Genomic DNA, 21927 nt, shown 5'->3' with positions numbered 1-21927 from the left:
ATCAAGCGGCCCGGCCGCCGGCCCGGGGTTTTCCGGCAAAACCGACGACTAGAATGGCATGACGAAGGGGAGGTGGCCTGATGCGTAACCTACGATTGGCCGCAGCGGTCCTGGCCATGGGTGCCGGGCTGCTCTCCGGTTGCGGCGGTTCGTCCAACGACGGGCCCTCCGCGTCCGGCAGTTCACCCGCAGGGCCCTCTCCCGATACTGAAACTTCGGCCGCGGCCCCCGCGCCCGCAACGTCACGTCCCGGCAATGGGCCGGGGCAGGGCAACGCCAAGCTCGCCATTACCGTGATGCCGTCCGAGGGCGCACCCGCGCTCGACTACATTTTGGTCTGCTCCTCCGGAACCCCCGCCGCGGAAAGCCGCCACCCGGATCCTGCTGCTGCCTGCGCAGCCCTCAAAGCGAACCCCGCCATCGTGGCCCAGGCCGCGCCGGGAAGCAACCGGACCTGCACCCAGCAGTATGGCGGCCCGCAGAAAGCGACTGTGACCGGGGCCGTGGATGGCGTCGCCGTCGAATCCTCCTTCGCCCGGACCAACGGATGTGAAATCAGTGCGTGGGACGCTGCCAAGGATGTGCTCGGTGCCGCCGGTGGAGCTTCTTAGCCTGCTGGCGGAGGACAGCGCCCAGGCACGGGAGGAAGCCCACCTGCAGCGCGTAAGCCGCTACGCCGATCCTTATCTTGCCCGCCGGTCGGCCGGGCAGAAGCATCCGGTGGAAGATTTCCTTTTCACCTATTACACCCAGAAGCCGGGCCAGCTGAAGCGCTGGCACCCGGGGGCCGGGACCGTCCTCACCGGCAGGCAGGCAGCCGCCCGGCAAGGCTGGAAGCACTACCGGACGCTCGACGACGGCGAGCTTGCCTCGCTGGGGCTGGCTGCGGGGAGCATGGCAGTCACCTTTGACCGGGCCGCCTTCCTTGCCGACCGCAAGGAGGCAGTGGCGTTCGCGGGGGTGATCCTTCGCGGCACGGCGGCACGGCCTGCACAGTTCGGCTGCTTCGGCCTGCATGAATGGGCCATGGTCTACCGGCAGGACAAGTTCGATCTCCGCCACGAATACCTGCACCTGCGGCTGGGATCAGCAGGTACGGACAAGGTGGTGGAGGACAACAAGATCCGGTGCACCCACTTTGACGCGTTCCGGTTCTACACCCCGGATGCCATTCCGCTCAACGAGTTTTCACCCAGCCGTGAATCGCAGCGCCACCTGGAGCAGCCGGGCTGCCTGCACGCCAACATGGACCTCTACAAGTGGGCGTACAAGCTGCTGCCGGCCCTTTCGAGCGAACTGGTCATGGACTGCTTCGAACTCTCCTGGCGCATCCGGGCCATGGACATGCAGGCTTCCCCGTACGACCTCGCCGAGTGGGGCTATCCCGCCATTCCCATCGAAACTCCGCAGGGTAAGGCTTCCTACGTTGAGCACCAGCGCAATTTTGCCGCCGAGGCTGCCGCCTTGCGGGAGAGGCTTGCCCTGGACCTGGACGCCCTCGCAGCGGGAGCGCCGAGGTGATCGACCTGTCCATCAGCGTCCGCGATGCCCCGGATGCCCCCGAGTACGTTTTCCGGCTGGTGGCGGAGGACGGAACTTTGGCGGCCGAAACCACCCTGCCGGCACCCGAGGCCGCCCTGGCGGCCGTGGAGGAATTCGGGGAAGACATCTTCTTTCCCCGGCCCGGGCCACCGAGGCTGTGCACCCAACAGTACGGGGGACCCCAGGTTGCCGTCGTTTCCGGCACGTTCCATGGGCGCCCGGTCCATTCGGTCTTCACCCGGACGGACGGCTGCGAGATCGCCCGGTGGAAGGCCATGGCTCCCCTGCTGGGCGGTAACGCCACCTGACCGCCGGACGCCGGGCACGAAAAAGGGTCCCGGACGAAAATCGTCCGGGACCCTCCCCCCATGCTCAGGTGATGGTCATGCTCCGGGTACTGCCTGCGCAATGGCCATCTGGGGCGCGCCGGCCGGGGCCTGGGCAGAGCCGGAACCCACCTGCACGTTTACCCAGGTCTTGATGCCGTTGCTGCCCAGGCTCAGCCGCGAAAGGTATTGCCCATCACCCAGGCCGGCCCAGTTCAGGGTGGCCGAGGTGGCCGTCCCGTTGGGTGCCACGATCGGGTTGGGGTTGACGGTGAGGTTGCCGGCGTCGCCCGCAAAGCTCACCGCCTGGACCGAGGCAGTGGCAGGCCCATTGTCCGGGGTGGCGTACAGGTTGGCCACCACGTAATAGGTGCCCGGCCGGGGCGATTCCAGGTCAAGGAATTCGCTCGCCGAGGCCGTTGCCACCTGGGTTGCCGTCAAGCCGCCCGAACCGTTGGGTGCGTACACCACCATGTCCCAGTCGACGTCGTTCGACTGCGCCTGGATGCCCAGCCGCGCGAAGGTGGAGCCGGCGGGAACCTGCACCTGGACCAGGGCGTTGTGGGCATCATTCGTGGGTGCGTACGCGCCCGGGGTCTTGGTGATCGCGGTCTGGTTCAGTGGCGCCAGGCCTTCCACGCCGACGGCGATCGGGCTGTCCGAGCCCGACACCAGCTCCATGGAGCCGCTGCCCGTGCCCGTGGCCGAGCTGAACGAGAACGACGGAGCGATCTGGGCGTCGACCGGGCGGATGGCAATCGGCGATGTGACGGTCCGCGGGCCCTTCCACGTGAGGCTTCCGGTGCTGAATTTGCCGACCGGTGCGCTGACGTTCCGGATGGTCAGTGTTACTTCACGCGTTTGTCCGGCCTTGGCGAAGTTCAGCGCCTTGGGTTCGACATTGACGTTGAAGCCCGGCATGTTCACCTCGGGCCGGTACATGCCCGGCACCAGGGCCGTCAGCTTGCGCTTGACCTGGACCTCACCCACCAGGCTGCCCAAGGCGACCGACGGGAGGTTGAGGTCGCGGGCGGCGATGGAGCCCGCCTGCGGGGCCCCGGTATCAACGCCTTGTCCGTTCAGGAAACCAAGCCAATCCTGGATGCCGGAGTCGTAAACGAGGCCGGGATCGAGCACCCGGGTGGAGTCGATGTGGCCGGCGCCGCCCTGGAACGGATCCGTGTTTGGCGACCCGTCCGCGTTGACCAGCGGGTAGGCGGTGGTCATCATGGCCGACTTCACCATGGCGGGTGACCACTTCGGTTGCTTGCCAAGCACGAGGGCGCCGAAGCCGGCAATGTGCGGTGCGGCCATGGACGTACCGGACATGAAGCCGAACTGGTCGCCATGGTTGCCGATCGTGGAGACGCCGGCAAGGACGTTCACGCCAGGGGCGGAAATATCAGGCTTGAGCAGGTCGCCGCCTGAAGCGAGGGTGGGCCCGCGGGACGAGAAGCCCGCGATCTGGGGCGCCGGCGCCGGGGGAAGTCCGGTCAGGTCACCCTTGACCAGGCTCACCGTCAGTGCCGTGTTTGCCTGCAGCTTGGACTTCAATTCCAGGCTCTTGGGCGCGTTGACGTGGACGGTGGGAATGACGTGGTTGTCGGCGTCCTCGGAGCTGCTGGTGAGATTCACCAGGATCATGCCGACACCGCCCTTGTCCTGGACTTCCTGGCTCTTGGCAGTCCGGTCCACTACTCCACGGTCACAGACCACCACTTTGCCGGCCACCTTGGCGGGGTCCAGGGTTCCGGGCCCGCACAGGTTGGCGTTGGCCGCCCCGGGAGCAGCGGCAGCAGCGGCCACCACGACAGGCTTGTCCGCAACCTCTGATTTCATGATGGAAGCGCCGCGGTACAGCGAACCATCGGAAACCTTGACCGTTCCCACCAGGTCGCTGGGAAAGGTGGAGGCGGCCACGGTGGTCAGCCACGGTGAGGCATGGTTCACGGTGGAGGCCGTCGGGCCGGAGTTTCCGGCAGAGGCCGACACGAAGACGCCTGCGGCGGCTGCGTTCAGGAAGGCGAGCGCCACGGGATCGGTGGTGCTGTTGTTGTTGCCCGAAATTGAGTAGTTCAGGACGTCCACGCCGTCCTTGATGGCCGCGTCGACGGCCTCAACCGACGATGACGAGTAGCAACCGCCGGTGTCCGGGTTGGTGTCCTCCCAGCACACCTTGTAGACCGATACCTTGGCCGCCGGAGCCACGCCGGAGCTCTTTCCGAAGCTGGCCCCATCAATGACCTGCTCGACGTTGGCATTGCCCGCTGCCGTTGTGGCCGTATGGGTGCCGTGGCTGCCCACGTCCACCGGGGAAATCTGCTCCTCGGGGGCCCGATCGCCCGGGGTCACGTACTGGAGGAAGGAGTCGGCGAAGTAGCGGGCGCCGATCACCTTGGAGTTGCAGAGCGAGCCGTCGAAGCCGGCACCGGTTCCCTGGCCTTTTTGGCATTCGCCTTCAAAGGTGGTTCCGTCCGCCTTGAGCATCGCAATCTTGCCGTCGCCGGTGCGGTAGGGGACGCCCACCTGCGGCGTACCCTGCAGGGGCTGCAGCGGTTCGCCCTGGAGGAAGGGGTTGTCCGGGGCGTAGCCGGAATCGATGACGCCCACCACCACGCCCTTGCCGGCGTTGGCTTCACCCCCGAACTGCTTGGCCCAGGCCCCGTCCGGACCGGTGAGCTTGAGGAAGTCGGTGGTGGTGTAGTCGGGTTTGTTCTCGACGTCCGGCGCCACCACGAGCACGCGCTTGTCCTTGGACAGTTCGGCCGCCTGGTGGGCGGTCAGCTCCGCGGTGAATCCGTTGAGGGCGGCGGTGTACTGCTTGGCCGGGGATACTCCCTGGGCTCCCGCAACGTCACGCTGCTGCTGGCGCAGGTGCGCGTCGTAGGCTTTGTAGTTTGGGCTGCCGGCGTCCAGTTTGCGGCCTTGCTGCGGCTTGGTTGCGCCAAGCCCGGCGGCTCCGCCCTCGTAGGCTGCTGCAGCCGGGCCGGCCAGGACCACGATGTACCGGCCGTCCTTGAACTGGCTGTCTTTCGTGGTGGCGGCGGCATTCTCGAGGCTTTGGCTCCCCGGCGCCGCCGTGGCCGGCGTTACTGCCAGCGAGCTTATGAGGAGGGGCAACCCGACAGCCAGGGCGGCTGCCTTCCGAAGTCCCCCAGCCCGCAAGGGGCTCTTTCCAGTTGATTTCACGCGCAACCCTTTCACGATGTACCGCCCAGACTTGGTGGGCGCCCCAGACGACTGGAACTGCAGAAGTAATTACAGATCTTGTAATTAGCTGAGACCAGACTGTTCACAGGGTACAGACTGAGAGCGAGATATGACATAGAGCACATTTTGGAAATTTTCGCTTGTCATATCCGTCCCGCCGGAACATTCGGGCATGCAAAAAGGGCGCCCCGAAGGGCGCCCCGGAGTTGCTGGGGAATGAATTCCGCGCGGCTAGTGGCGTGGGGTCCGCACCACGTCGCTGATCCACTGCCGGGTCTTCTCGTCCAGCGGGCCGGCGACCCGGGTTTCGCGGGCCATGCGGTCCGCCTTCACCTTCTGCAGCACCATCCTGCCCAGGCCGGCAAAAACGGCAGCGGCAACCATCGGCAACAGCACGGACTTGGAATTTTGCGCCATCAACCAATCCTAGTGAACGCCCTCCGGCAACTCCAGAAGCACATCCTTCGGGCCTCCACCCCGGTCCTCCCGGATCGGGGTCTACTCCATGAACATGCGGAATGCGGCGGCATGGGCCCGGGCCGGTAGAATGATAGGGCAAGCTCGCGGAGCGCCCGTCCACCATGTCCCCGACACCCCGGTACGGCGTGAGACGGCACCACTCCGCTGCGCCCTTAACCAAGCTCACGCACAGGAGTTGCCGGATGCCCCGGATCGTTGTTGACGTCATGCCCAAGCCCGAGATTCTGGACCCGCAGGGGAAGGCGATCGTTGGCGCTCTCCCCCGGCTGGGCTTCACCAGCTTCAGCTCTGTCCGCCAGGGCAAGCGCTTCGAACTGACGGTCGACGGCGAGGTGACGGAAGAAATCCTGGCCCAGGCCCGCGATGCCGCCGAGACACTCCTGTCCAACCCCGTGATCGAGGACGTCGTCAACGTCGAGGTCGTCGAGGCCTGAAATGACTGAACTTCCCCTGATCGGCGAGGCCGTGGCCGTCGCCGCAGAGCCGCGCCTCGCCGGCGCCCGGATCGGCGTCGTGACTTTCCCCGGGACCCTTGACGACCGCGACGCCGCCCGCGCCGTCCGCCTGGCCGGTGCCACCGCCGTCGAACTCTGGCACGGCGACACGGAACTTGGCGACGTGGACGCCGTGGTCATCCCCGGCGGATTCTCCTACGGCGATTACCTGCGCGCCGGCGCGATCGCCCGTTTCGCCCCGCTGATGTCAAAGATCATCGACGCCGCGAACAGCGATGCCAAGCTCCCCGTGCTGGGCATCTGCAACGGCTTCCAAATTCTCACCGAGTCGCACCTGCTGCCCGGTTCCATGATCAAGAACGACCACCTGAAGTTCCTCTGCCGCGACCAGGTGCTGCGCGTCGAGAACGCCAACACCGCGTGGACGCTGGACTACCAGGCGGGCCAGGAGATCACCATCCCGCTGAAGAACCAGGACGGCCAGTACATCGCGGACGAGAAGACCCTGGACGCCCTTGAGGCCGAGGGCCGCGTGGTGTTCCGCTACGTCGGTTTCAACCCGAACGGCTCCCGCCGCGACATCGCCGGCATCTCCAACGCCGCAGGCAACGTGGTGGGCCTCATGCCGCACCCGGAGCACGCCGTTGAGCCGGGCTTCGGCCCCGAGGCTGCGTTCTCCCGTGAGACGGGCGCCGGCGGTTCCGACACCGACGGCCTCGGCTTCTTCACCTCCGTACTGAACAAGATTGTGGGAGGCGACAAGTGACCACCGAAACCACCAAGAAGTTCAACATCGACACCGTCGAGAACGCAGCCAAGACCCCGGATACCGAGCTGCCCTGGGCTGAACTTGGCCTGAAGCGGAACGAATTCGACGAGATCGTCAAGGTCCTGGGCCGCCGCCCCACCGGCGCCGAACTGGCCATGTACTCCGTCATGTGGAGCGAGCACTGCTCCTACAAGTCCTCCAAGAACCACCTGCGCCAGTTCGGCCAGAAGGTCACCGAGGAAATGAAGAAGGACATGCTGGTGGGCATCGGCGAAAACGCCGGCGTGACCAACCTGGGGGACGGCTGGGCCGTGACCTTCAAGATCGAATCGCACAACTCGCCGTCGTTCGTTGAGCCCTACCAAGGCGCCGCGACCGGCATCGGCGGCATTGTCCGCGACATCATTTCCATGGGCGCCCGCCCGGTTGCCGTAATGGACCCGCTGCGTTTCGGCGCCATCGACCACCCGGACACGGCCCGCGTCATGCACGGCGCGGTTGCCGGCATCGGCGGCTACGGCAACTCCCTGGGCCTGCCCAACATCGGCGGAGAAATGGTCTTCGACTCCGTGTACCAGGGCAACCCGCTGGTCAACGCGCTCGCCGTGGGCGTCATGCGCCACGAGGACATCCGCCTGGCCAACGCCTCCGGCAAAGGCAACAAGGTGGTCCTGTTCGGTGCCCGCACCGGCGGCGACGGCATCGGCGGCGCCTCCGTGCTGGCCTCCGAGTCCTTTGATGACACCAAGCCCTCCAAGCGCCCCGCCGTGCAGGTGGGCGACCCCTTCGCGGAGAAGGTGCTCATCGAGTGCTGCCTGGAGCTCTTCAAGGGTTCCCTGGTGGAAGGCATCCAGGACCTCGGCGCCGCAGGCATCTCCTGCGCCACGTCGGAGCTCGCCTCCAACGGTGACGGCGGCATGCAGGTTGAGCTGACCTCCGTCCTGCTCCGCGACCCCACGCTGACCCCTGGCGAGATCCTGATGTCCGAATCGCAGGAACGCATGATGGCCGTGGTCACCCCCGAAAACGTGGAAGCGTTCGAGGCCGTGATGGACAAGTGGGCTGTTGAGTATTCCTGGCTGGGCGAGGTGACCGATACCGGCCGCCTGATCATCACCTGGGAAGGCGAGGTGATTGTCGACGTCGATCCCCGCACCGTGGCGCATGACGGCCCGGTCTACGACCGCCCGTTCGCCCGCCCCGAGTGGCAGGACGCCGTCCAGGCCGACACCTTCACGGGCTCGGTGCAGGACGCCGGCCGGCCGGCAGCCCCTGCTGAGCTGGCCAAGGCCGTCACCGAACTCGTGGCATCGCCGAACATGTGCTCCAAGTCCTGGATCACCAACCAGTACGACCGCTACGTCGGCGGCAACACCGCCATGGCATTCCCCGATGACGCCGGCGTGGTCCGGGTGGACGAGGAAACCGGCCTGGGCGTTGCCCTGGCCACCGACGCCAACGGCCGCTACACCTACCTCGATCCGTACCACGGCGCGCAGCTGGCCCTGGCGGAGGCCTACCGCAACGTGGCCACTGCCGGCGCCATCCCCATGGCCGTCAGCGACTGCCTGAACTTCGGCTCCCCCGAGGACCCGGACGTCATGTGGCAGCTCGCCGAGGCCATCCGCGGCCTGTCCGACGCCTGCATGGTGCTGGGAATCCCGGTCACCGGCGGCAACGTCTCGCTCTACAACCAGACGGGCACCACGCCCATCCACCCCTCCCCCGTGGTGGCGGTCCTGGGCAAGCTCGACGACGTCGCCCGCCGCACGCCGTCGGGCTGGCGCGAGGACGGCCAGGCCATCTACCTGCTGGGCACCACGGGCGCCGAGCTGGATGGTTCCGAGTGGGCGAACATGCGCGGCCACCTGGGCGGCCAGCCGCCGAAGGTGGACCTCGAGGCCGAACGCGCACTGGGTGAAATCCTGATCAACGCGTCCCGCGACGGCATGATCGACTCCGCGCACGACCTCTCCGAAGGAGGCCTCGCGGCTGCCCTGGTGGAGTCCTCGCTGCGTTACGGCGTTGGCGCCAGGATCGCGCTTCAGGACGTCATGGACCGCGACGGCGTGGACCTGTTCACGGCGCTCTTCTCCGAGTCGCAGGGCCGTGCCGTGGTAGGCGTTCCCCGTTCCGAGGAGATCCGCTTCACGGACATGTGCACCGCCCGCGGCTTTGCCCACACCCGCATCGGCGTGGTGGATGCGGCCAGCGGCAAGCTGGAGATCAACGGCGTGGAGGGGCTGTCCCTCGACGCACTCCGCGAAGCCCACGAAGGGACACTGCCGAAGTACTTCGGCTAGGCCCCACAGAACGCGGACGGACACTCAAGCCCATAGAGAGGGCTTTGGGTGTCCGTCCGCATTTAAGGACCGGTTCAGTCCTCGCTGTGGAGCTCCCGCTGGCGGGCGCTGAGCAGCTCAATCTCCGGCAGGGCTGCCACGAAGCGCTCGACGGCGGCAAGCACCTCCACGAGGTGCGCCCGGTCAGCAGAAACCAAGCCGACGCCCAGCTGTGTGCGCCGGTACTGGCTGTGGTCCCCCACCTCAGCCACCGAGACATCGAACCGGCGCCTCAGTTCCGCCAGCAGCGGCCTGACAACCGAGCGCTTCTCCTTGAGGCTGTGGACCGGCCCCAGCAGTATGTCGAACTCGATCCAACCGATCCACATGGGTTCATGCTATCGAGGGTCAGATGGTGAGTTCACCCATCAGGTCCCAGCCTCCGCCGTCGAACTGGCGGCTGACGATTTTCGGTGTTTCCACAAGGGCTTGCGGCATGTCCGCCATGGCCTTCTTGAAGTGGTCACTGTTGACGTGGTCGCCGGCAGCGTCGTCCTTGAAGGCTTCCACCAGGACGTATTCGTTGGGGTCCTCCAAGCTGCGGGACCAGTCGAACCACAGGTTGCCCGGTTCCTGCCGGGTGGCCTGGGTGAAATCCGCAACGAGGTCCGGCCAGCGTTCAGACCATTCGGGCTTGACCTTGAACTTGACGACGATAAAGATCACTGGGATGTTCCTTCCGCGGCGAGAGAGCGTGCCCCTTCAATGTACCGGGAAGTAACGTGCCGCTGTGCGGCGCGGGTGACTGGTCCGCCGGCGGCGTAGAACCAGTTGGCGGGCTTGCTGAAGGCGCGGATCCGAAGCCACACCTTCCCCTCCCCATCAAGCTCCACTTCGAAGGACTCTTCGCCACGGGCGGGATGGCCGGGAAGCGTACCGTAGCCAAAGCCGGCCGATTGCGGCCCGTCCAGGTCCGAAGGTTCGTGGACCCACACCACCTGGCACGGCGCATTCAGGCGGAAGGGCCCGACGCCGAATCCGCTCACCACGCGAACGCCGGGCGCCGCCCTCGGTGACCCCGCACGGACCCGCAGCCCGGCCCGCCGCTGCAGCTCCCAGCCAAGGATGCCGTCCGCGACGTGCCGGTACACTGTGGTCCCGGAGCCAAGGTAAGCCTCTTTGAGGACGCGGCCATACCCGGCCGGAGCCGTGCCGGCTTCAGTGCTTCCTGCGCCGGGGTAGTTCAGGCCACCCCCGAGGTGTCCCTCTTCAATCATCGCTTCCGGCCCTTTCGAGGCGCGCCCACCCCAGTTGCTCCTGCTGCTTCCGGCTCAGGCCGGCCACCACCAGGTCATAGGAATCCTCCACCATGTCCCGGATCATCGCTGCCGGCAGGTTGCCATCAAGGCGCACCCCGTTCCAATGGGTCTTGTTCATATGCCACGCACCGGTAATCTCCGGGTGCACTGCGCGCAACTGTACCGCCAGCGCCGGTTCACACTTCAGGCTCACCGAAAAGTCGCGCTCGTCCATGGTGGACACGGCGAACAACTTGGCCTCGTGCCGGGCGCCCCCGGCGATATGGGCACGGACCTTGAAGACTGAGGTTTCCGGTCCGAACGGAAAATCCTCATATACTCCCGGGAACGAAAGGCAGATCGTCCTCAGCTCAGTTGGGTCCATGAAGGAAGCCTATAAAGCCGGACTGCGCGGTGCTAGTCTGCGAGCATGTCACTCGACCAGGGCCCCATACCTGTTCTGGACCTGCATTCCGCACGGCAGGCGGACGGCTCTTTCAGCCCGGAATTCATCGAACAACTGCGGCACGCCACCCACAATGTCGGGTTCTTCCAAATCACGGGATACGGGGGCAGGCCAGGGCAGGCCGAACAGCTTCTGGACATCATCCGGCGTTTCTTCAACCTGCCGCTGGACGAACGGATGAAGCTGGACAACCGTTTGTCACCGCACTTCCGCGGCTACACGCGGATGGGTACCGAAGTCACCCAGGGGCGTGCGGACGCCCGGGAACAGATCGATTATTCGCCGGACCGCGAGCCCGTTCCGGAGGTTCCGGCAGACCAGCCGTACTGGCTTTTACAGGGCCCCAATCTCTGGCCCGGAGAGGCGTTCCCCGAACTCCGGCCGGCCGCCATGGAGTGGGCCGCGCTGATGTCCGGTGTGGGCATGGAACTGCTCAGGGCCATTGCCGTTTCGCTGCAACTTCCCGAAGACTACTTCGACGAACCATTCCGCGATGCTCCCGCCTGGATGGGCAAGCTGGTGCACTACGTGGGCGGTGTGGTGGAAGCCGCCGGCGACCAGGGCGTGGGCTCGCATGCCGACTACGGCTTCGTAACCCTGTTACTGCAGGACAATGTGGGCGGCCTTGAAGTGCTGCCCCCTGGTACCAGCCGCTGGCTGCCGGTGGAACCGCTGCCGGGGGCCCTGGTGGTGAACCTGGGCGAGATGCTGGAGGTAGCCACCGAGGGGTACCTTGCGGCCACCATCCACCGGGTACAGGCGCCGCCTCCTGGCGTCGACCGCTACTCGGTACCGTTCTTCTGGTCGCCCCGGCTGGACGCGGTGATCCAGCCGGTCCCCCTGGCTCCGGAGCTGAAGGCCGCGGCACGGGGCATCACTGATGATCCCGCCAACCCCCTGTTGGCGTCCTTTGGCATGAACATGCTCAAAGGACGCATGCGCGCCCATCCGGACGTCACCGAGCGGCACTATCCGGAGCTGATGAAGCGCTAGAGGTTGTACTTCCAGGCCAATTGGGCCGGACAGGCGTTCATCACCACGTCCATGCCCGCCGCCTTGGCGCGTTCCGCGGCGGCTTCGTCGATCACCCCCAGCTGCAGCCATACGGCTTTGGCGCCGGTGGCGATGGCCTGGTCCACCACGTCACCCACCCGCTGCGAGTTCACGAAGCAGTCCACGACGTCGATAGGCCGCTTTTCCGCCGGAATGTCAGCGAGGGTGCGGTACCCGGTCTCGCCATGGACAGGTTCGCCGGGCAGGTTGACGGGGATGATTTCCATGCCGAGCTTGTCCCGGATGAACAGCGACGTATCGTAGGCGGCGCGCCACTCATTGGTGGTCAGGCCCACGATGGCCCACCGCCCTTTGGTGCGCATGAGGCGTTCAATGACTGCGGGATCGTTGGTGTGGCCCATGCGATCAGCCTACGCCGCACTCTCCGGAGCCGTTGATGCCAGGCACCGGCTGCGCCCGCTGACTACTTCGCCGGGGATTCAGCCTTCCTGCCGCTGCCCTGGCCCGGCGACTGGCCCACTGGTCCCGGCGCATCAGCCGCCTTGGGCGTGGCTGCACCGGGGCCGTCCTGGCCCACTGCCGGAGCCTTCGCCGCGGGCGCGTCCGGCTTGCCTGCTGCCGGCGTCCCCGGAGGCGTGGCGCCTGCCGCCGGTGGTGCGCCGCCGTCGTCCCGGCCGCGGCCGTTCCCGTCCGTCCCGCCTCCCGGCGCGGCGGGAAAAGCAGCCCCCAGCCTGTCCGGCACGCAGGCTACCGGCCTGCCGCCGTCGTCGTGCATGGAAGCTCCGCCGCAGCTTCGCACGGCCCCAGGGCCCGTCGCTCCGGCAGCGTCCTCCAAAAGGCGGGTCGCGTGGCTTCTGCCGGGTGCGGCCGCGGCGGGTGAAGGTGACGAAACCGTGCCCGGGACTTCCCCATCGGCGGCGGGGACCGGGGACCGGTAGCCGCCTCCTGCGGCCGAAGCATTGGTGGTGGACGGCGCGCCCCGCGGTGGAGTCCAGTCAGCCAGCACGTGCTGCACTGTTTCACTTCCGGGTGCGGAGGAGCTGGCGGCAACCCCGCCAACCCCCAATCCCATTCCGGCCACCAGGACCAGGCCCAGGGCGGTCGGGCGGTGGCGCCGCCGACGGCGCGCGAGGTCATCGGCGGGCTGCTCCCCGGCAGGAGGGTCTTCCAAGACGCCTCCCGCCACCGGCGTGCCGGCGGCTGGTGCCAGCAAGGCGGCAAGCTCCGCACTGGGTGCCGGAGCGGGCAGCGAAGCCAGCGAACCGAGCGAAAGCAGGACGTCGCGAAGTTCCGGGTCATCGCCGCAGCCGGCGTCCCGGAGCATGTCGTCGACAAGGGACACGAGGTTGCCTGATGGTTGTGTCATGGCGCGAGGTACTCCTTCACTGACGCCAGCTCCCGGAGTTTCAGCAGCGCACGGCGCTGGAGCTGCTTCACGGACCCGGGGCTCTTGTCCATGGCCTCCGCCGCCTGTTCCACGGTCAGGCCGGCCACGAGGCGAAGTGAGAGCGCTTCGCGCTGGTCTTGGGGCAGCCCGGACAAGAGTTCCAGGACTTCGCCGGGCGAGATGTTGCGCAGGGCTTCCTTTTCGGCGGAGGTGTCTTCGCGCTGGTCGAGCTCGGGCTCGAACGGCAGCTTTACCGGGTGACGGCTTTGGCGCCGGCGATCGTCCACCATCCGGGCATGGGCAACGCTGAAGATGAAGGTCCGCAGCCCCGCTTCGCCTCCCCGCACGGTGTCGAGGCGGGGCAGGACGGAAAGGAACACTTCCTGCATGGCCGCCTCCGGATCGTCGACTCCCCGGGCGGCAAGATAGCCCAGGACTTGTGATGCGTACGTTTTGTAGACGAGGCTGAAGGCAGCAGGCCCGGGGACGGCGTGGTCCGGGGCCGCATCTGTCTGTGCATCGGTCACTGACGTGGTGCTTTCAATCAAAAGGGCGTCGGCAAGGGAAGCGTCTCACGGGAATCCGGAACGCTGGTCCTACTTTACCCTTCAGTAACCTTCCCGACCGGTGAGCGCCACGGGACTCCGTCCGCGTGCGGCCTTGCCAAGAGATCAAAAGAGCCGGCCTGGAACGTGATGGGGGACAGGTTCCAGACCGGCACTTCACTGGGGTAATCGCTGCGGACCCCCGAAGGGTTACGCCCTTGTGAAAGTTTTTTTACTTTATTCATCCCGTCCTCAACGGGTGGCTGCGCTGGCCCAACGCGGCGCGGCCTGCCTGCGCGTTGTTTTCGCCAATGCATAGGCGTGCAGCCTCACCGGCAGCCGCCGGTCATCACACGCCGGTACGACGACGGGCAGGTCGCCAGGAGCGGCGACGCCGGCGGCAGCGGGTACAGCGGCGGGACGGGAGACTGCCCCGGCGGGGCTGAGATCGGTGACCAGGCCCGTCCCCGCACATTCACGAACGGCCGCGATACCGGCAGCTACCGCCGCCTTGTCCTCGAAACCTTGCGAGACGGCCATGACCGACCCATCGGGCCCCAGCAGCCGGAACCTGTAGAGCAGCTCCGGATCAAGAAAGACTTCAATGTTTCCTGCCACGGCATGTCCTTCCGGTCTGGTGTTTTCGACCGGCGACGGCTCTTCGCTGGGTGCATCCCTGCACCGCCAAACGCATAGTGGGACCGTCCGCTGATCAGTTCAAATGGTGTTAACGAGTCTGGCCGCGGCGGCTGCAGGGGTACAAGACCAACTGCGTTAAGCCTGTGTAAATTACTGCCCACGCCCCCAAACGCCGGCGGCGGCCCACCCGCAATGGGTGGCCCGCCGCCGTCGTCTACCGTGTTCCGGAGGGACGTGTCAGTCGTTGATGAGGTCGTTCACCACGATGGTCTGGTCCCGGTCCGGGCCAACGCCAATAGCGGAGAACCGGGTGCCGGACAGCTTCTCCAGCGCCAGCACGTAGTTCCTGGCGTTTTCCGGGAGGTCCGCGAGGGTGCGGGCGCCGGTGATGTCCTCGGTCCAGCCGTCGAAGTATTCGAAGATGGGCTTGGCGTGGTGGAACTCGGTCTGCGTCATGGGCATCTCATCGTGGCGGACGCCGTCCACGTCGTAGGCCACGCACACAGGGATCTGTTCGATGCCGGTGAGCACGTCCAGCTTGGTGACGAAGTAGTCCGTGAAGCCGTTCACGCGGGAGGCGTGGCGGGCCAGGACGGCGTCGTACCAGCCGCAGCGGCGCGGGCGGCCGGTATTGACGCCGAACTCACCGCCGGTCTTCTGCAGGTACATCCCCATCTCGTCGAAGAGCTCGGTGGGGAACGGTCCGGCCCCAACGCGGGTGGTGTAAGCCTTGATGATGCCGATCGAGCGGGAGATCCGGGTTGGGCCGATGCCCGAGCCCACGGACGCGCCGCCGGCGGTGGGGTTTGAGGAGGTCACGAATGGGTAGGTGCCGTGGTCGACGTCGAGGAACGTGGCCTGGCCGCCCTCCATCAGGACCACCTTGCCCTCGTCCAGGGCGGTGTTAAGGACCAGGGTGCTGTCGATGACCAGCGGGCGGAGGCGGTCGGCAAAGGACAGGAAGTAATCAACGATCTCGTCCACCACAACGCTGCGACGGTTGTAGACCTTGACCAGGAGCTCGTTCTTCTGGCGCAGCGAGCCTTCCACCTTCTGGCGGAGGATGGATTCGTCGAAGACGTCCTGGACACGGATGCCCAGCCTGGCCACCTTGTCCATGTAGGCGGGGCCAATGCCGCGGCCGGTGGTTCCGATGGCGCGGCTGCCGAGGAAACGTTCGGTCACCTTGTCCAGCACCTGGTGGTAGGGGGCCACCAGGTGGGCGTTGGCGGACACGCGGAGCCGCGAGGTATCGGCGCCGCGGGCCTGGAGTCCGTCGATCTCCTGGAAAAGGGCTTCGAGGTTCACCACGCAGCCATTGCCGATGATGGGCACCGCGTTGGGGCTGAGAATGCCTGCGGGCAGCAGTTTGAGTTCGTACTTTTCACCGCCTACGACGACGGTGTGCCCGGCGTTGTTCCCGCCGTTGGGCTTGACGACGTAGTCAACACGGCCGCCCAGAAGGTCGGTGGCCTTGCCTTTTCCTTCGTCGCCCCACTGGGCTCCTACGATCACAATTGCTGGCATGGGATCCTCCCCCATTCGTTCGGGCTGCCCGGGTCCGGCCGCGGGGAGCGGACCTGCGCAGCGCCGTTCATGAGAATGCCCCGAACAGACCGGCCGTCGCCGGACCGCGGGGCGGCTCAGCGATGCAAGAGTTCCGGGGCTCTTACCACCCAAGTTTAGCGGATCAGGCACTTTGTCCACTCGATGGGCCCGCCGCGGCCCCGCAAGGGACTGCGGCGGGCCTGGTCTCTTACTCGTCCTCGGCTTCCCCGGCCGGCCGGGACGTCTGTTCGGCGAGAGTGTCCCAGAAGGAGGTGTCGGCGTCGGCAATGGAACCGTCCGCGATCGCCGCGGCGGTGGAGGTCAGGGTGGTGACCGTCTGCTTGATCAGGTAGCCGTTGCTCCGCTGCCCCAGCGCGTAGCCGTCCAGGTAGTGGTCGGACATGCCGCGCATCTCGAAAAGCAGGGTGGCAATTCCGTATTCCACGGAGATGCCGTTGCGGCTGATAGTCTCCGCACTGCCGCCCTGGTACTTGCCCAGGTGGCCCCAGCCGGTGGAGTCCACGTTGTTGAAGACCACGGCGCCGAGCCGCTTGGATTTCTCGACGACGGCGGGATCGGCGTTCGGGGTGGTGGGGTACAGGATTGACCCGGACACCAGCTTGCCGTCGCGTTCAGCGCGGGTGCCCTGGTGGTGCAGGTCGATCATGTAATCGACGCGGTACTTGCGCATCACGTTGCTGTGCAGCGCCTGGGTCTCCGGCTGGACCTTGGCCACGTGGTCCCGGTTCAGGTCCACGCCCTCCGCGTTGTAACGCGTCAGGTGGCGGTCGCCTTTGGCGAGGTAGTTGTCCAGCGGGAAGTTTACGTCCCCCATGGCGCCGTCGGCATTGAGCATGGGCACGATCAGGATATTGACGCCGTCCAGGATGCCGGACGACTTGCCCGTGCCCAGGTGCTTGATGAACTCCATGGCGCCCTCGGTGGTGAGCTGTTCGTTGCCATGCTGCTGGGTCAGGTAGAGGATGGTGGGCTTGGCCGGGTCAGAGATGTATTTGACCAGGTGGATATCGCGGCCCTTGACCGTCTGGCCGATCACTTCCAGCTCCATGGCCGGTTGCTTGGCGTCCTGGTCCTTCAGGAAGGAGACCATCTGACTGTACGTAGCCAGCTTGCTGGTGGTGATCTGGCCGTTGCCGCCGTAGTTCGGGCCTTCGCCAACTGCGTGGGCCACCGGGCCGGACCCGGCGAAGACGGCCAGCGCCAGCGCGCCGGATACGGCAAGGGTCCTCAAAGATTTCGTCACAGTGCGTTACCTCTTTCGAGTGCATCGGGTGCGTTCAGCCGCCATGTTCCCCATTACGGCCCGTGACAAACAGCCAACCAAGCTTGACGAAAGCTGTCAATAGACTGGACAAAACCTGGGAACGGGTTGGGCTATTGCCGGGGAGCGCCACCGCCCAACACCGATCCGCCGTATTCTGAACCGCATTTGCCCACAGGCGGTTCATGGATTTAGGTAAGAGTGGACCATCCGGAGCGGCTGAGAGACCTGGCTCAATGACGCCGCAGCAACCACGGTCCGGCAGGAAAGCTGCCGGCCGAAGGTGCTACTGCCAGGACCGATGGAAGGAAGATTCCAGCATGCCCCTCAACACCGACCATATTCGCGCCACCCACGCCGGGTCTCTGCCTCGCACCGATGAACTCATCGCAGCCAACACCGCAAAGGAATCCGACGGGATCACCCCGGCGTTCCTGGAGCTCCTGGAAGACTCCGTTGTGGGCGTGGTCCAGCGCCAGAAGGACCTGGGCATCGATATCCCCAACGACGGCGAGTACGGGCATACGATGTCCAACTCCGTGGACTACGGGGCCTGGTGGAACTACTCCTTCGCCCGGCTCGGCGGCCTGGAGCCGACCACCGTGGACCGGTGGGCCGAAGCCGAAGTCCGGCGGTCCTCGCCCGGAAACGTTGTCCTGACGTCCTTCCCCGACCGGCGGGACCGGCAGGCGTTCAACGAGGCGTACAACGATCCCTCCTCCGGGATCCTGGCGCACCGGAAGAGCGTGTCCCAACCCAAGATCGCCGGGCCCCTGACATATACCGGCCATGACCTGGTGGCCTCGGACATCAAGAACCTGAAGACCGGGCTCGCCGCGGCAGGCCTCAGCGAGGGGTTCGTGGCGTCCCTCTCCCCCGGTTCCTGCGCCCGCGTCGCCAATGAGTACTACAAGAACGATGAGGAACTCGTCTACGCATGCGCCGATGCGATGCGCGAGGAATACAAAGCCATCATCGACGCCGGCCTGACGGTCCAGCTCGACGATCCGTCCCTGGCCGAGAGCTGGGACCAGATCAACCCTGAGCCGTCCCTGGAGGACTACCTGAAGTTCATCCAGCTGCGCGTCGAGGCCACCAACTGGGCCTTGCGGGACCTTCCGCAGGAACAGGTCCGGCTGCACGTTTGCTGGGGCTCCTGGCATGGTCCGCACACTACGGACATCCCATTCGCCGACATCATCGGCTCAGTGCTGCAGGTCAACGCCGGCGCGTACTCCTTCGAGGCGGCCAATGTCCGCCACGAGCACGAATGGCGTGTCTGGGAGGACACCGCCCTTCCTGAGGGCAAAGTGATCATCCCCGGCGTCGTCTCCCACGCCACCAATGTGGTGGAGCACCCGGACCTGGTGGCGGACCGGATTGTCCGCTTCGCCAAGCTGGTGGGACGCGAGAACGTCATCGCGTCCACCGACTGCGGCCTGGGCGGCCGGGTGCATCCGCAGATCGCATTCGCCAAGCTGGAGGCTCTTGGCGAGGGCGCCCGCCGCGCCACCGGGCGCCTCTGGTAGTTATCCGCCCCTTCCGGGAATGACCGCCGGTCCACTGCGCCATGAATGAGGTGCGCTGGACCGGCGTTTCGTTTCTCCGGGCTTGGTAAACTGGCAAAGGCCGACCCGGAATCGGCCCACCCCAACTAACCACCGTTGATGAGCTGCGCCACCGTGCGCCCATTTTCGGCGGTGGACGCAACATCAATCCCCGCAGGAGAACCAGCCCTTCATGACCGCACTGGCCCCCGAAACATTCCACGAACAGCTCATGAGCCGCCGTTACGAGCCCAGCGTTGCCGCTGTCAACGAGCTGTGCGATTCCCTGCAGGAAGCGAAGCCCGGAACCGTGGTGCCCTACGTGGACCCCATGCACGATGTTGAGGAATGCCGCATCATCAGCCTGTACTCCAATATTGGCGAGATGGACCAGTCCGGTTTCATCACTGCCGGTGACCAGGACGCCGCGACCCGCATGCTGGGCATCCAGTGGAAGCTGGGCCTGCGCCCGGAATTCGTGATGCCCTGGAACGTCCACCCGTGGCACGTCCCGGGGGAGGCCAACGGAAAATTCACCCCGGACCAGGTGCAGGCAGGTTTGAAGCCGCTGCTGAAGTTCCTCGCCCTGGTCCCCCGCGCCTCCGTGATCGTGGCGCACGGCACGGAGGCAAACCGCCTGGCCAACCTGCTGCTGAAGACCGAAGTCCCGCTGCTGTGGCGCCGCGGCCTCAAGACCTACAAGGTCCGCTCCCTGAGTGGCCGCGCCTTCGCCGGTTCACCGGCCCGCCAGGAGGAGTTCCTCGCGGACATGCACACGGCGTACGCCGATGCCATGGCACGCACCGGCATCGCCCACCAGGCCTAGGGTTTCGACGCGGCTCAACCACCGACGACGGCAGGTCACCTTCGCTGGGAAGGTGACCTGCCGTCGTCGTAATTAGTCGTATCTAGCCCTCGATGGCTGCCTTCGCCGCGGGATCGGAGTCGTTCAGGAACTTCTCGATCCGCTCCGGCTCGTCCGCTTCCCCAATAGCCGACGAAGCCCTGCCCAGCGAGTAAAGCGCACGGAGGAACCCGCGGTTCGGCTCGTGCTCCCACGGGATGGGCCCGACGCCGCGCCAACCGTTGCGGCGCAGCGCGTCCAGTCCGCGGTGGTAGCCCACTCGGGCGTACGCGTAGGAGTCGATGGTCCGGCCCTCGGTCCACGCTTCCTCAGCCAGGATCGCCCACAACAGTGAGGACGTGGGGTGCTTTTCCACCAGGTCCAGGGCCTCGTGCCCGGCTTCCAGCTGCGCATTGACCTCGGTCTCGGCAGGCAGGAGCGTGGGCTCAGGTCCCATCAGGTTCTTGCGGAACTCATCCGACATCTAGAACGTCTTTCCGGCCGAACCGAGCTGCTTGGTGGCTTCCACCACGCGGGCCGCCAGGCCGGCTTCGGCGGAAGCGCCCCAGACGCGGGGGTCGTAGGTCTTCTTGTTGCCCACTTCGCCGTCGACCTTCAGGACGCCGTCGTAGTTCTTGAACATGTGGTCGGCCACCGGGCGGGTGTAGGCGTACTGGGTGTCGGTGTCGATGTTCATCTTGATAACCCCGTAGGAGACGGCGTCGGCGATTTCCTGGTCCGAGGATCCGGAGCCGCCGTGGAACACGAGGTCGAACGGGTTGTCCTTGCCGATCTTCGCGCCCACCTGGGCCTGGATGTCCTTGAGGATCTCCGGGCGCAGCTTGACGCCGCCGGGCTTGTACACGCCGTGGACGTTGCCGAAGGTCAGTGCGGTGATGTAGCGGCCGTTTTCGCCGGCGCCCAGGGCGTCGATGGTGGCCAGGGCGTCCTCGACCGTGGTGTAAAGCTTGTCATTGATGGCGTTTTCGACGCCGTCTTCCTCGCCGCCGACCGTGCCGATCTCCACCTCGAGGATCATCTTTGCGGCAGCCGTGCGCTGGAGCAGGTCGCGGGCAATGCGCAGGTTTTCCTGCAGGGTTTCGGCGGAGCCGTCCCACATGTGGGAGTTGAAGAGCGGGTTGCGGCCGGCCTTGACCTCGGCCTCGGAAGCCTCAAGCAGCGGCAGGACAAAGCCGTCCAGCTTGTCCTTGGGGCAGTGGTCCGTGTGCAGGGCGATGTTGACGTTGTAGTTCTTGGCAACTTCGCGGGCGAAGGCTGCGAAACCCAGGGAGCCGGCAACCATGTCCTTGGTGGACGCGCCGGACCAGTAGGCGGCGCCGCCGGTGGAGACCTGCACGATGCCGTCGGACTCCGCCTCCGCGAAGCCTCGCAGTGCCGCGTTCAGCGTCTGCGAGGACGTGACGTTGACGGCGGGGAAGGCGAATCCGCCCGCCTTCGCGCGGTCGATCATCTCGGCGTAGATCTCTGGGGTTGCAATGGGCATGCTGGCTCCTCTGCTGAGTTTCGTCTGTGGGTGGATGACCCTCAAGTAGACCGCTTACGGCTAGGCACCATCCTAGCCATTCCCGGGCAGGCCGGGTGTTTCGGGTCACGGGTTGGTAATACTCAGACCTGCTGGCCGAAGACGTGCCTGCGGACCCAGGCGTGCATGGCGATGGCGGCTGCGGAGGCGGCGTTAATGGACCGGGTGGAGCCAAACTGCTCGATGGACAGGGTGGCGACGGCTGCCTCGTGGACCTCCGGCGTCAAGCCCGGGCCTTCCTGTCCGAACACCAGCACGCAGTCCCGGGGCAGCTCGTAGGTCTCCAGCGGGACGGAGTCCGGGAAGATGTCGATCCCGATGATGGCGAGCCCCTCCCCGTTCGCCCACTGGACGAAATCCGCCACGGTGGGGTGGTGGCGTACGTGCTGGTAGCGGTCGGTGACCATGGCACCGCGCCGGTTCCACCGCCGTCGGCCGATGATGTGGACCTCTTTGGCGAGGAAGGCGTTGGCGGTGCGCACCACCGTGCCGATGTTGAGGTCGTGCTGCCAGTTTTCGATGGCCACGTGGAAGTTGTGCCGCCGCGAGTCCAGCTCCGCAACAATCGCCTCGTGTTTCCAGTAGCGGTACTTGTCCAGCACGTTGCGCCGGTCCCCGTCCGCAAGGAGGTCAGGGTCCCAGTGGTCGCCTTCCGGCCATTCGCCTTCCCAGGGCCCGACGCCGACCTCGGCCTTGGCGGGTTCGGCGTCCCCGGGCTCGTGGTTGGGTTCGTCGGTCATCCCGGGCGTT

General features: G+C 66.2%; 24 protein-coding genes and 1 riboswitch. Of the genes, 9 read left to right on the top strand and 15 right to left on the bottom strand.

Annotation, left to right across the window (positions count from 1 at the left end):
- The first annotated feature begins 80 nt into the window (after positions 1-80).
- The 3 genes from DC347_RS13915 to DC347_RS13905 are packed head-to-tail and all read left to right on the top strand — an operon-like array spanning position 81 to position 1850.
- A complete protein-coding gene (locus tag DC347_RS13915) occupies positions 81-611 on the top strand; it encodes an SSI family serine proteinase inhibitor (protein WP_026264981.1) in 531 nt (176 codons plus the stop codon).
- Positions 589-1521, top strand: a complete 933-nt coding sequence (locus tag DC347_RS13910; RefSeq protein ID WP_018763152.1) for a hypothetical protein — start codon at positions 589-591, stop codon at positions 1519-1521. Before DC347_RS13915 ends, DC347_RS13910 begins: the two co-directional genes overlap by 23 nt.
- Positions 1518-1850, top strand: coding sequence for a hypothetical protein (locus tag DC347_RS13905; protein ID WP_018763151.1), 333 nt, complete (start codon positions 1518-1520; stop codon positions 1848-1850). Before DC347_RS13910 ends, DC347_RS13905 begins: the two co-directional genes overlap by 4 nt.
- Before the next feature lie 75 nt (positions 1851-1925).
- Here the strand turns inward: DC347_RS13905 and DC347_RS13900 are convergent, their stop codons facing one another.
- Entirely contained in the window at positions 1926-5057 is a 3132-nt protein-coding gene (locus DC347_RS13900; RefSeq protein ID WP_240617798.1) for a S8 family serine peptidase, read from the bottom strand.
- A gap of 252 nt (positions 5058-5309) precedes the next feature.
- Positions 5310-5495, bottom strand: a complete 186-nt coding sequence (locus DC347_RS13895) for a hypothetical protein (protein WP_018763149.1) — start codon at positions 5493-5495, stop codon at positions 5310-5312.
- A 245-nt stretch (positions 5496-5740) separates the two neighbouring features.
- Between DC347_RS13895 and purS the strand changes: the two genes are divergently transcribed.
- The 3 genes from purS to purL are packed head-to-tail and all read left to right on the top strand — an operon-like array spanning position 5741 to position 9085.
- Positions 5741-5992, top strand: coding sequence for a phosphoribosylformylglycinamidine synthase subunit PurS (gene purS, locus DC347_RS13890; RefSeq protein ID WP_015935902.1), 252 nt, complete (start codon positions 5741-5743; stop codon positions 5990-5992).
- Between the two features lies 1 nt (position 5993).
- Complete coding sequence (gene purQ, locus DC347_RS13885; protein WP_018763148.1) at positions 5994-6779, top strand: phosphoribosylformylglycinamidine synthase subunit PurQ; 786 nt, start codon at positions 5994-5996, stop codon at positions 6777-6779.
- Positions 6776-9085, top strand: a complete 2310-nt coding sequence (purL, locus tag DC347_RS13880) for a phosphoribosylformylglycinamidine synthase subunit PurL (RefSeq protein ID WP_109045869.1) — start codon at positions 6776-6778, stop codon at positions 9083-9085. The genes purQ and purL overlap by 4 nt, the downstream gene beginning before the upstream one ends.
- Before the next feature lie 74 nt (positions 9086-9159).
- Here purL and DC347_RS13875 read toward each other — a convergent pair whose 3' ends face one another.
- The 4 genes from DC347_RS13875 to DC347_RS13860 are packed head-to-tail and all read right to left on the bottom strand — an operon-like array spanning position 9160 to position 10747.
- The gene (locus DC347_RS13875; protein ID WP_018763146.1) at positions 9160-9453 is read right to left on the bottom strand and encodes a DUF503 domain-containing protein; all 294 of its coding nucleotides are present in this window, start codon (positions 9451-9453) and stop codon (positions 9160-9162) included.
- A 19-nt stretch (positions 9454-9472) separates the two neighbouring features.
- Entirely contained in the window at positions 9473-9790 is a 318-nt protein-coding gene (locus tag DC347_RS13870; RefSeq protein WP_109045868.1) for a putative quinol monooxygenase, read from the bottom strand.
- The gene (locus tag DC347_RS13865; protein ID WP_109045867.1) at positions 9787-10341 is read right to left on the bottom strand and encodes a DUF1990 family protein; all 555 of its coding nucleotides are present in this window, start codon (positions 10339-10341) and stop codon (positions 9787-9789) included. Before DC347_RS13865 ends, DC347_RS13870 begins: the two co-directional genes overlap by 4 nt.
- Positions 10334-10747, bottom strand: coding sequence for an MmcQ/YjbR family DNA-binding protein (locus DC347_RS13860; protein WP_109045866.1), 414 nt, complete (start codon positions 10745-10747; stop codon positions 10334-10336). The genes DC347_RS13865 and DC347_RS13860 overlap by 8 nt, the downstream gene beginning before the upstream one ends.
- A 45-nt stretch (positions 10748-10792) precedes the next feature.
- Between DC347_RS13860 and DC347_RS13855 the strand changes: the two genes are divergently transcribed.
- Positions 10793-11821, top strand: coding sequence for an isopenicillin N synthase family oxygenase (locus DC347_RS13855; protein ID WP_109045865.1), 1029 nt, complete (start codon positions 10793-10795; stop codon positions 11819-11821).
- On the opposite strand, the gene DC347_RS13850 is transcribed toward DC347_RS13855, so the two are convergent.
- The 6 genes from DC347_RS13850 to DC347_RS13825 all read right to left on the bottom strand — a co-directional run bounded on the left by DC347_RS13850 (position 11818) and on the right by DC347_RS13825 (position 17225).
- The gene (locus tag DC347_RS13850) at positions 11818-12243 is read right to left on the bottom strand and encodes a CoA-binding protein (protein ID WP_109045864.1); all 426 of its coding nucleotides are present in this window, start codon (positions 12241-12243) and stop codon (positions 11818-11820) included. The two genes, DC347_RS13855 and DC347_RS13850, sit on opposite strands and share 4 nt — an antisense overlap.
- Positions 12244-12305: 62 nt before the next feature.
- Entirely contained in the window at positions 12306-13208 is a 903-nt protein-coding gene (locus tag DC347_RS13845) for a hypothetical protein (protein ID WP_109045863.1), read from the bottom strand.
- Complete coding sequence (locus tag DC347_RS13840) at positions 13205-13756, bottom strand: RNA polymerase sigma factor (RefSeq protein ID WP_109045862.1); 552 nt, start codon at positions 13754-13756, stop codon at positions 13205-13207. The genes DC347_RS13845 and DC347_RS13840 overlap by 4 nt, the downstream gene beginning before the upstream one ends.
- Positions 13757-14026: 270 nt before the next feature.
- Positions 14027-14392 carry a DUF1508 domain-containing protein gene (locus tag DC347_RS13835; RefSeq protein ID WP_018763138.1) on the bottom strand — a complete coding sequence of 122 codons (366 nt, stop codon included), beginning with the start codon at positions 14390-14392 and terminating at the stop codon, positions 14027-14029.
- A gap of 258 nt (positions 14393-14650) precedes the next feature.
- A complete protein-coding gene (locus DC347_RS13830) occupies positions 14651-15940 on the bottom strand; it encodes an adenylosuccinate synthase (protein WP_109045861.1) in 1290 nt (429 codons plus the stop codon).
- 229 nt (positions 15941-16169) lie between these two features.
- Entirely contained in the window at positions 16170-17225 is a 1056-nt protein-coding gene (locus DC347_RS13825) for a M14 family zinc carboxypeptidase (RefSeq protein WP_109045860.1), read from the bottom strand.
- Between the two features lie 221 nt (positions 17226-17446).
- Positions 17447-17551: riboswitch (SAM riboswitch) on the top strand.
- 12 nt (positions 17552-17563) lie between these two features.
- Between DC347_RS13825 and DC347_RS13820 the strand changes: the two genes are divergently transcribed.
- Together DC347_RS13820 and DC347_RS13815 are read left to right on the top strand one after the other, a co-directional pair.
- Positions 17564-18772 (top strand): cobalamin-independent methionine synthase II family protein, encoded by a 1209-nt coding sequence (locus tag DC347_RS13820; protein ID WP_018763131.1) that lies wholly within the window; start codon positions 17564-17566, stop codon positions 18770-18772.
- 211 nt (positions 18773-18983) lie between these two features.
- Complete coding sequence (locus DC347_RS13815; RefSeq protein WP_018763130.1) at positions 18984-19616, top strand: uracil-DNA glycosylase; 633 nt, start codon at positions 18984-18986, stop codon at positions 19614-19616.
- An 82-nt stretch (positions 19617-19698) separates the two neighbouring features.
- Here DC347_RS13815 and DC347_RS13810 read toward each other — a convergent pair whose 3' ends face one another.
- The 3 genes from DC347_RS13810 to DC347_RS13800 all read right to left on the bottom strand — a co-directional run bounded on the left by DC347_RS13810 (position 19699) and on the right by DC347_RS13800 (position 21917).
- On the bottom strand, positions 19699-20118 hold the full coding sequence (locus tag DC347_RS13810; RefSeq protein WP_018763129.1) for a DUF3151 domain-containing protein: 420 nt from the start codon (positions 20116-20118) through the stop codon (positions 19699-19701).
- A complete protein-coding gene (gene fbaA / locus DC347_RS13805) occupies positions 20119-21138 on the bottom strand; it encodes a class II fructose-bisphosphate aldolase (RefSeq protein WP_109045859.1) in 1020 nt (339 codons plus the stop codon).
- 122 nt (positions 21139-21260) lie between these two features.
- Complete coding sequence (locus DC347_RS13800; RefSeq protein ID WP_018763127.1) at positions 21261-21917, bottom strand: TrmH family RNA methyltransferase; 657 nt, start codon at positions 21915-21917, stop codon at positions 21261-21263.
- Between the last annotated feature and the right edge of the window lie 10 nt (positions 21918-21927).

This window comes from Pseudarthrobacter sp. AG30, from assembly GCF_003116525.1.
Taxonomy (GTDB): Bacteria; Actinomycetota; Actinomycetes; order Actinomycetales; family Micrococcaceae; genus Arthrobacter.
This window is presented reverse-complemented; position numbering and strand designations above follow the sequence as displayed.

Excerpts from the sequence above, each read along its gene's own strand:
- DC347_RS13915 (WP_026264981.1), top strand. The coding sequence starts at position 81 with ATGCGTAACCTACGATTGGCCGCAGCGGTCCTGGCCATGGGTGCCGGG.
- DC347_RS13895 (WP_018763149.1), bottom strand. The coding sequence starts at position 5,495 with ATGGCGCAAAATTCCAAGTCCGTGCTGTTGCCGATGGTTGCCGCTGCC.
- purS (WP_015935902.1), top strand. The coding sequence starts at position 5,741 with ATGCCCCGGATCGTTGTTGACGTCATGCCCAAGCCCGAGATTCTGGAC.
- purQ (WP_018763148.1), top strand. The coding sequence starts at position 5,994 with ATGACTGAACTTCCCCTGATCGGCGAGGCCGTGGCCGTCGCCGCAGAG.
- DC347_RS13875 (WP_018763146.1), bottom strand. The coding sequence starts at position 9,453 with ATGTGGATCGGTTGGATCGAGTTCGACATACTGCTGGGGCCGGTCCAC.
- DC347_RS13865 (WP_109045867.1), bottom strand. The coding sequence starts at position 10,341 with ATGATTGAAGAGGGACACCTCGGGGGTGGCCTGAACTACCCCGGCGCA.
- DC347_RS13860 (WP_109045866.1), bottom strand. The coding sequence starts at position 10,747 with ATGGACCCAACTGAGCTGAGGACGATCTGCCTTTCGTTCCCGGGAGTA.
- DC347_RS13855 (WP_109045865.1), top strand. The coding sequence starts at position 10,793 with ATGTCACTCGACCAGGGCCCCATACCTGTTCTGGACCTGCATTCCGCA.
- DC347_RS13850 (WP_109045864.1), bottom strand. The coding sequence starts at position 12,243 with ATGGGCCACACCAACGATCCCGCAGTCATTGAACGCCTCATGCGCACC.
- DC347_RS13845 (WP_109045863.1), bottom strand. The coding sequence starts at position 13,208 with ATGACACAACCATCAGGCAACCTCGTGTCCCTTGTCGACGACATGCTC.
- DC347_RS13830 (WP_109045861.1), bottom strand. The coding sequence starts at position 15,940 with ATGCCAGCAATTGTGATCGTAGGAGCCCAGTGGGGCGACGAAGGAAAA.
- DC347_RS13820 (WP_018763131.1), top strand. The coding sequence starts at position 17,564 with ATGCCCCTCAACACCGACCATATTCGCGCCACCCACGCCGGGTCTCTG.
- DC347_RS13815 (WP_018763130.1), top strand. The coding sequence starts at position 18,984 with ATGACCGCACTGGCCCCCGAAACATTCCACGAACAGCTCATGAGCCGC.
- DC347_RS13810 (WP_018763129.1), bottom strand. The coding sequence starts at position 20,118 with ATGTCGGATGAGTTCCGCAAGAACCTGATGGGACCTGAGCCCACGCTC.
- fbaA (WP_109045859.1), bottom strand. The coding sequence starts at position 21,138 with ATGCCCATTGCAACCCCAGAGATCTACGCCGAGATGATCGACCGCGCG.
- DC347_RS13800 (WP_018763127.1), bottom strand. The coding sequence starts at position 21,917 with ATGACCGACGAACCCAACCACGAGCCCGGGGACGCCGAACCCGCCAAG.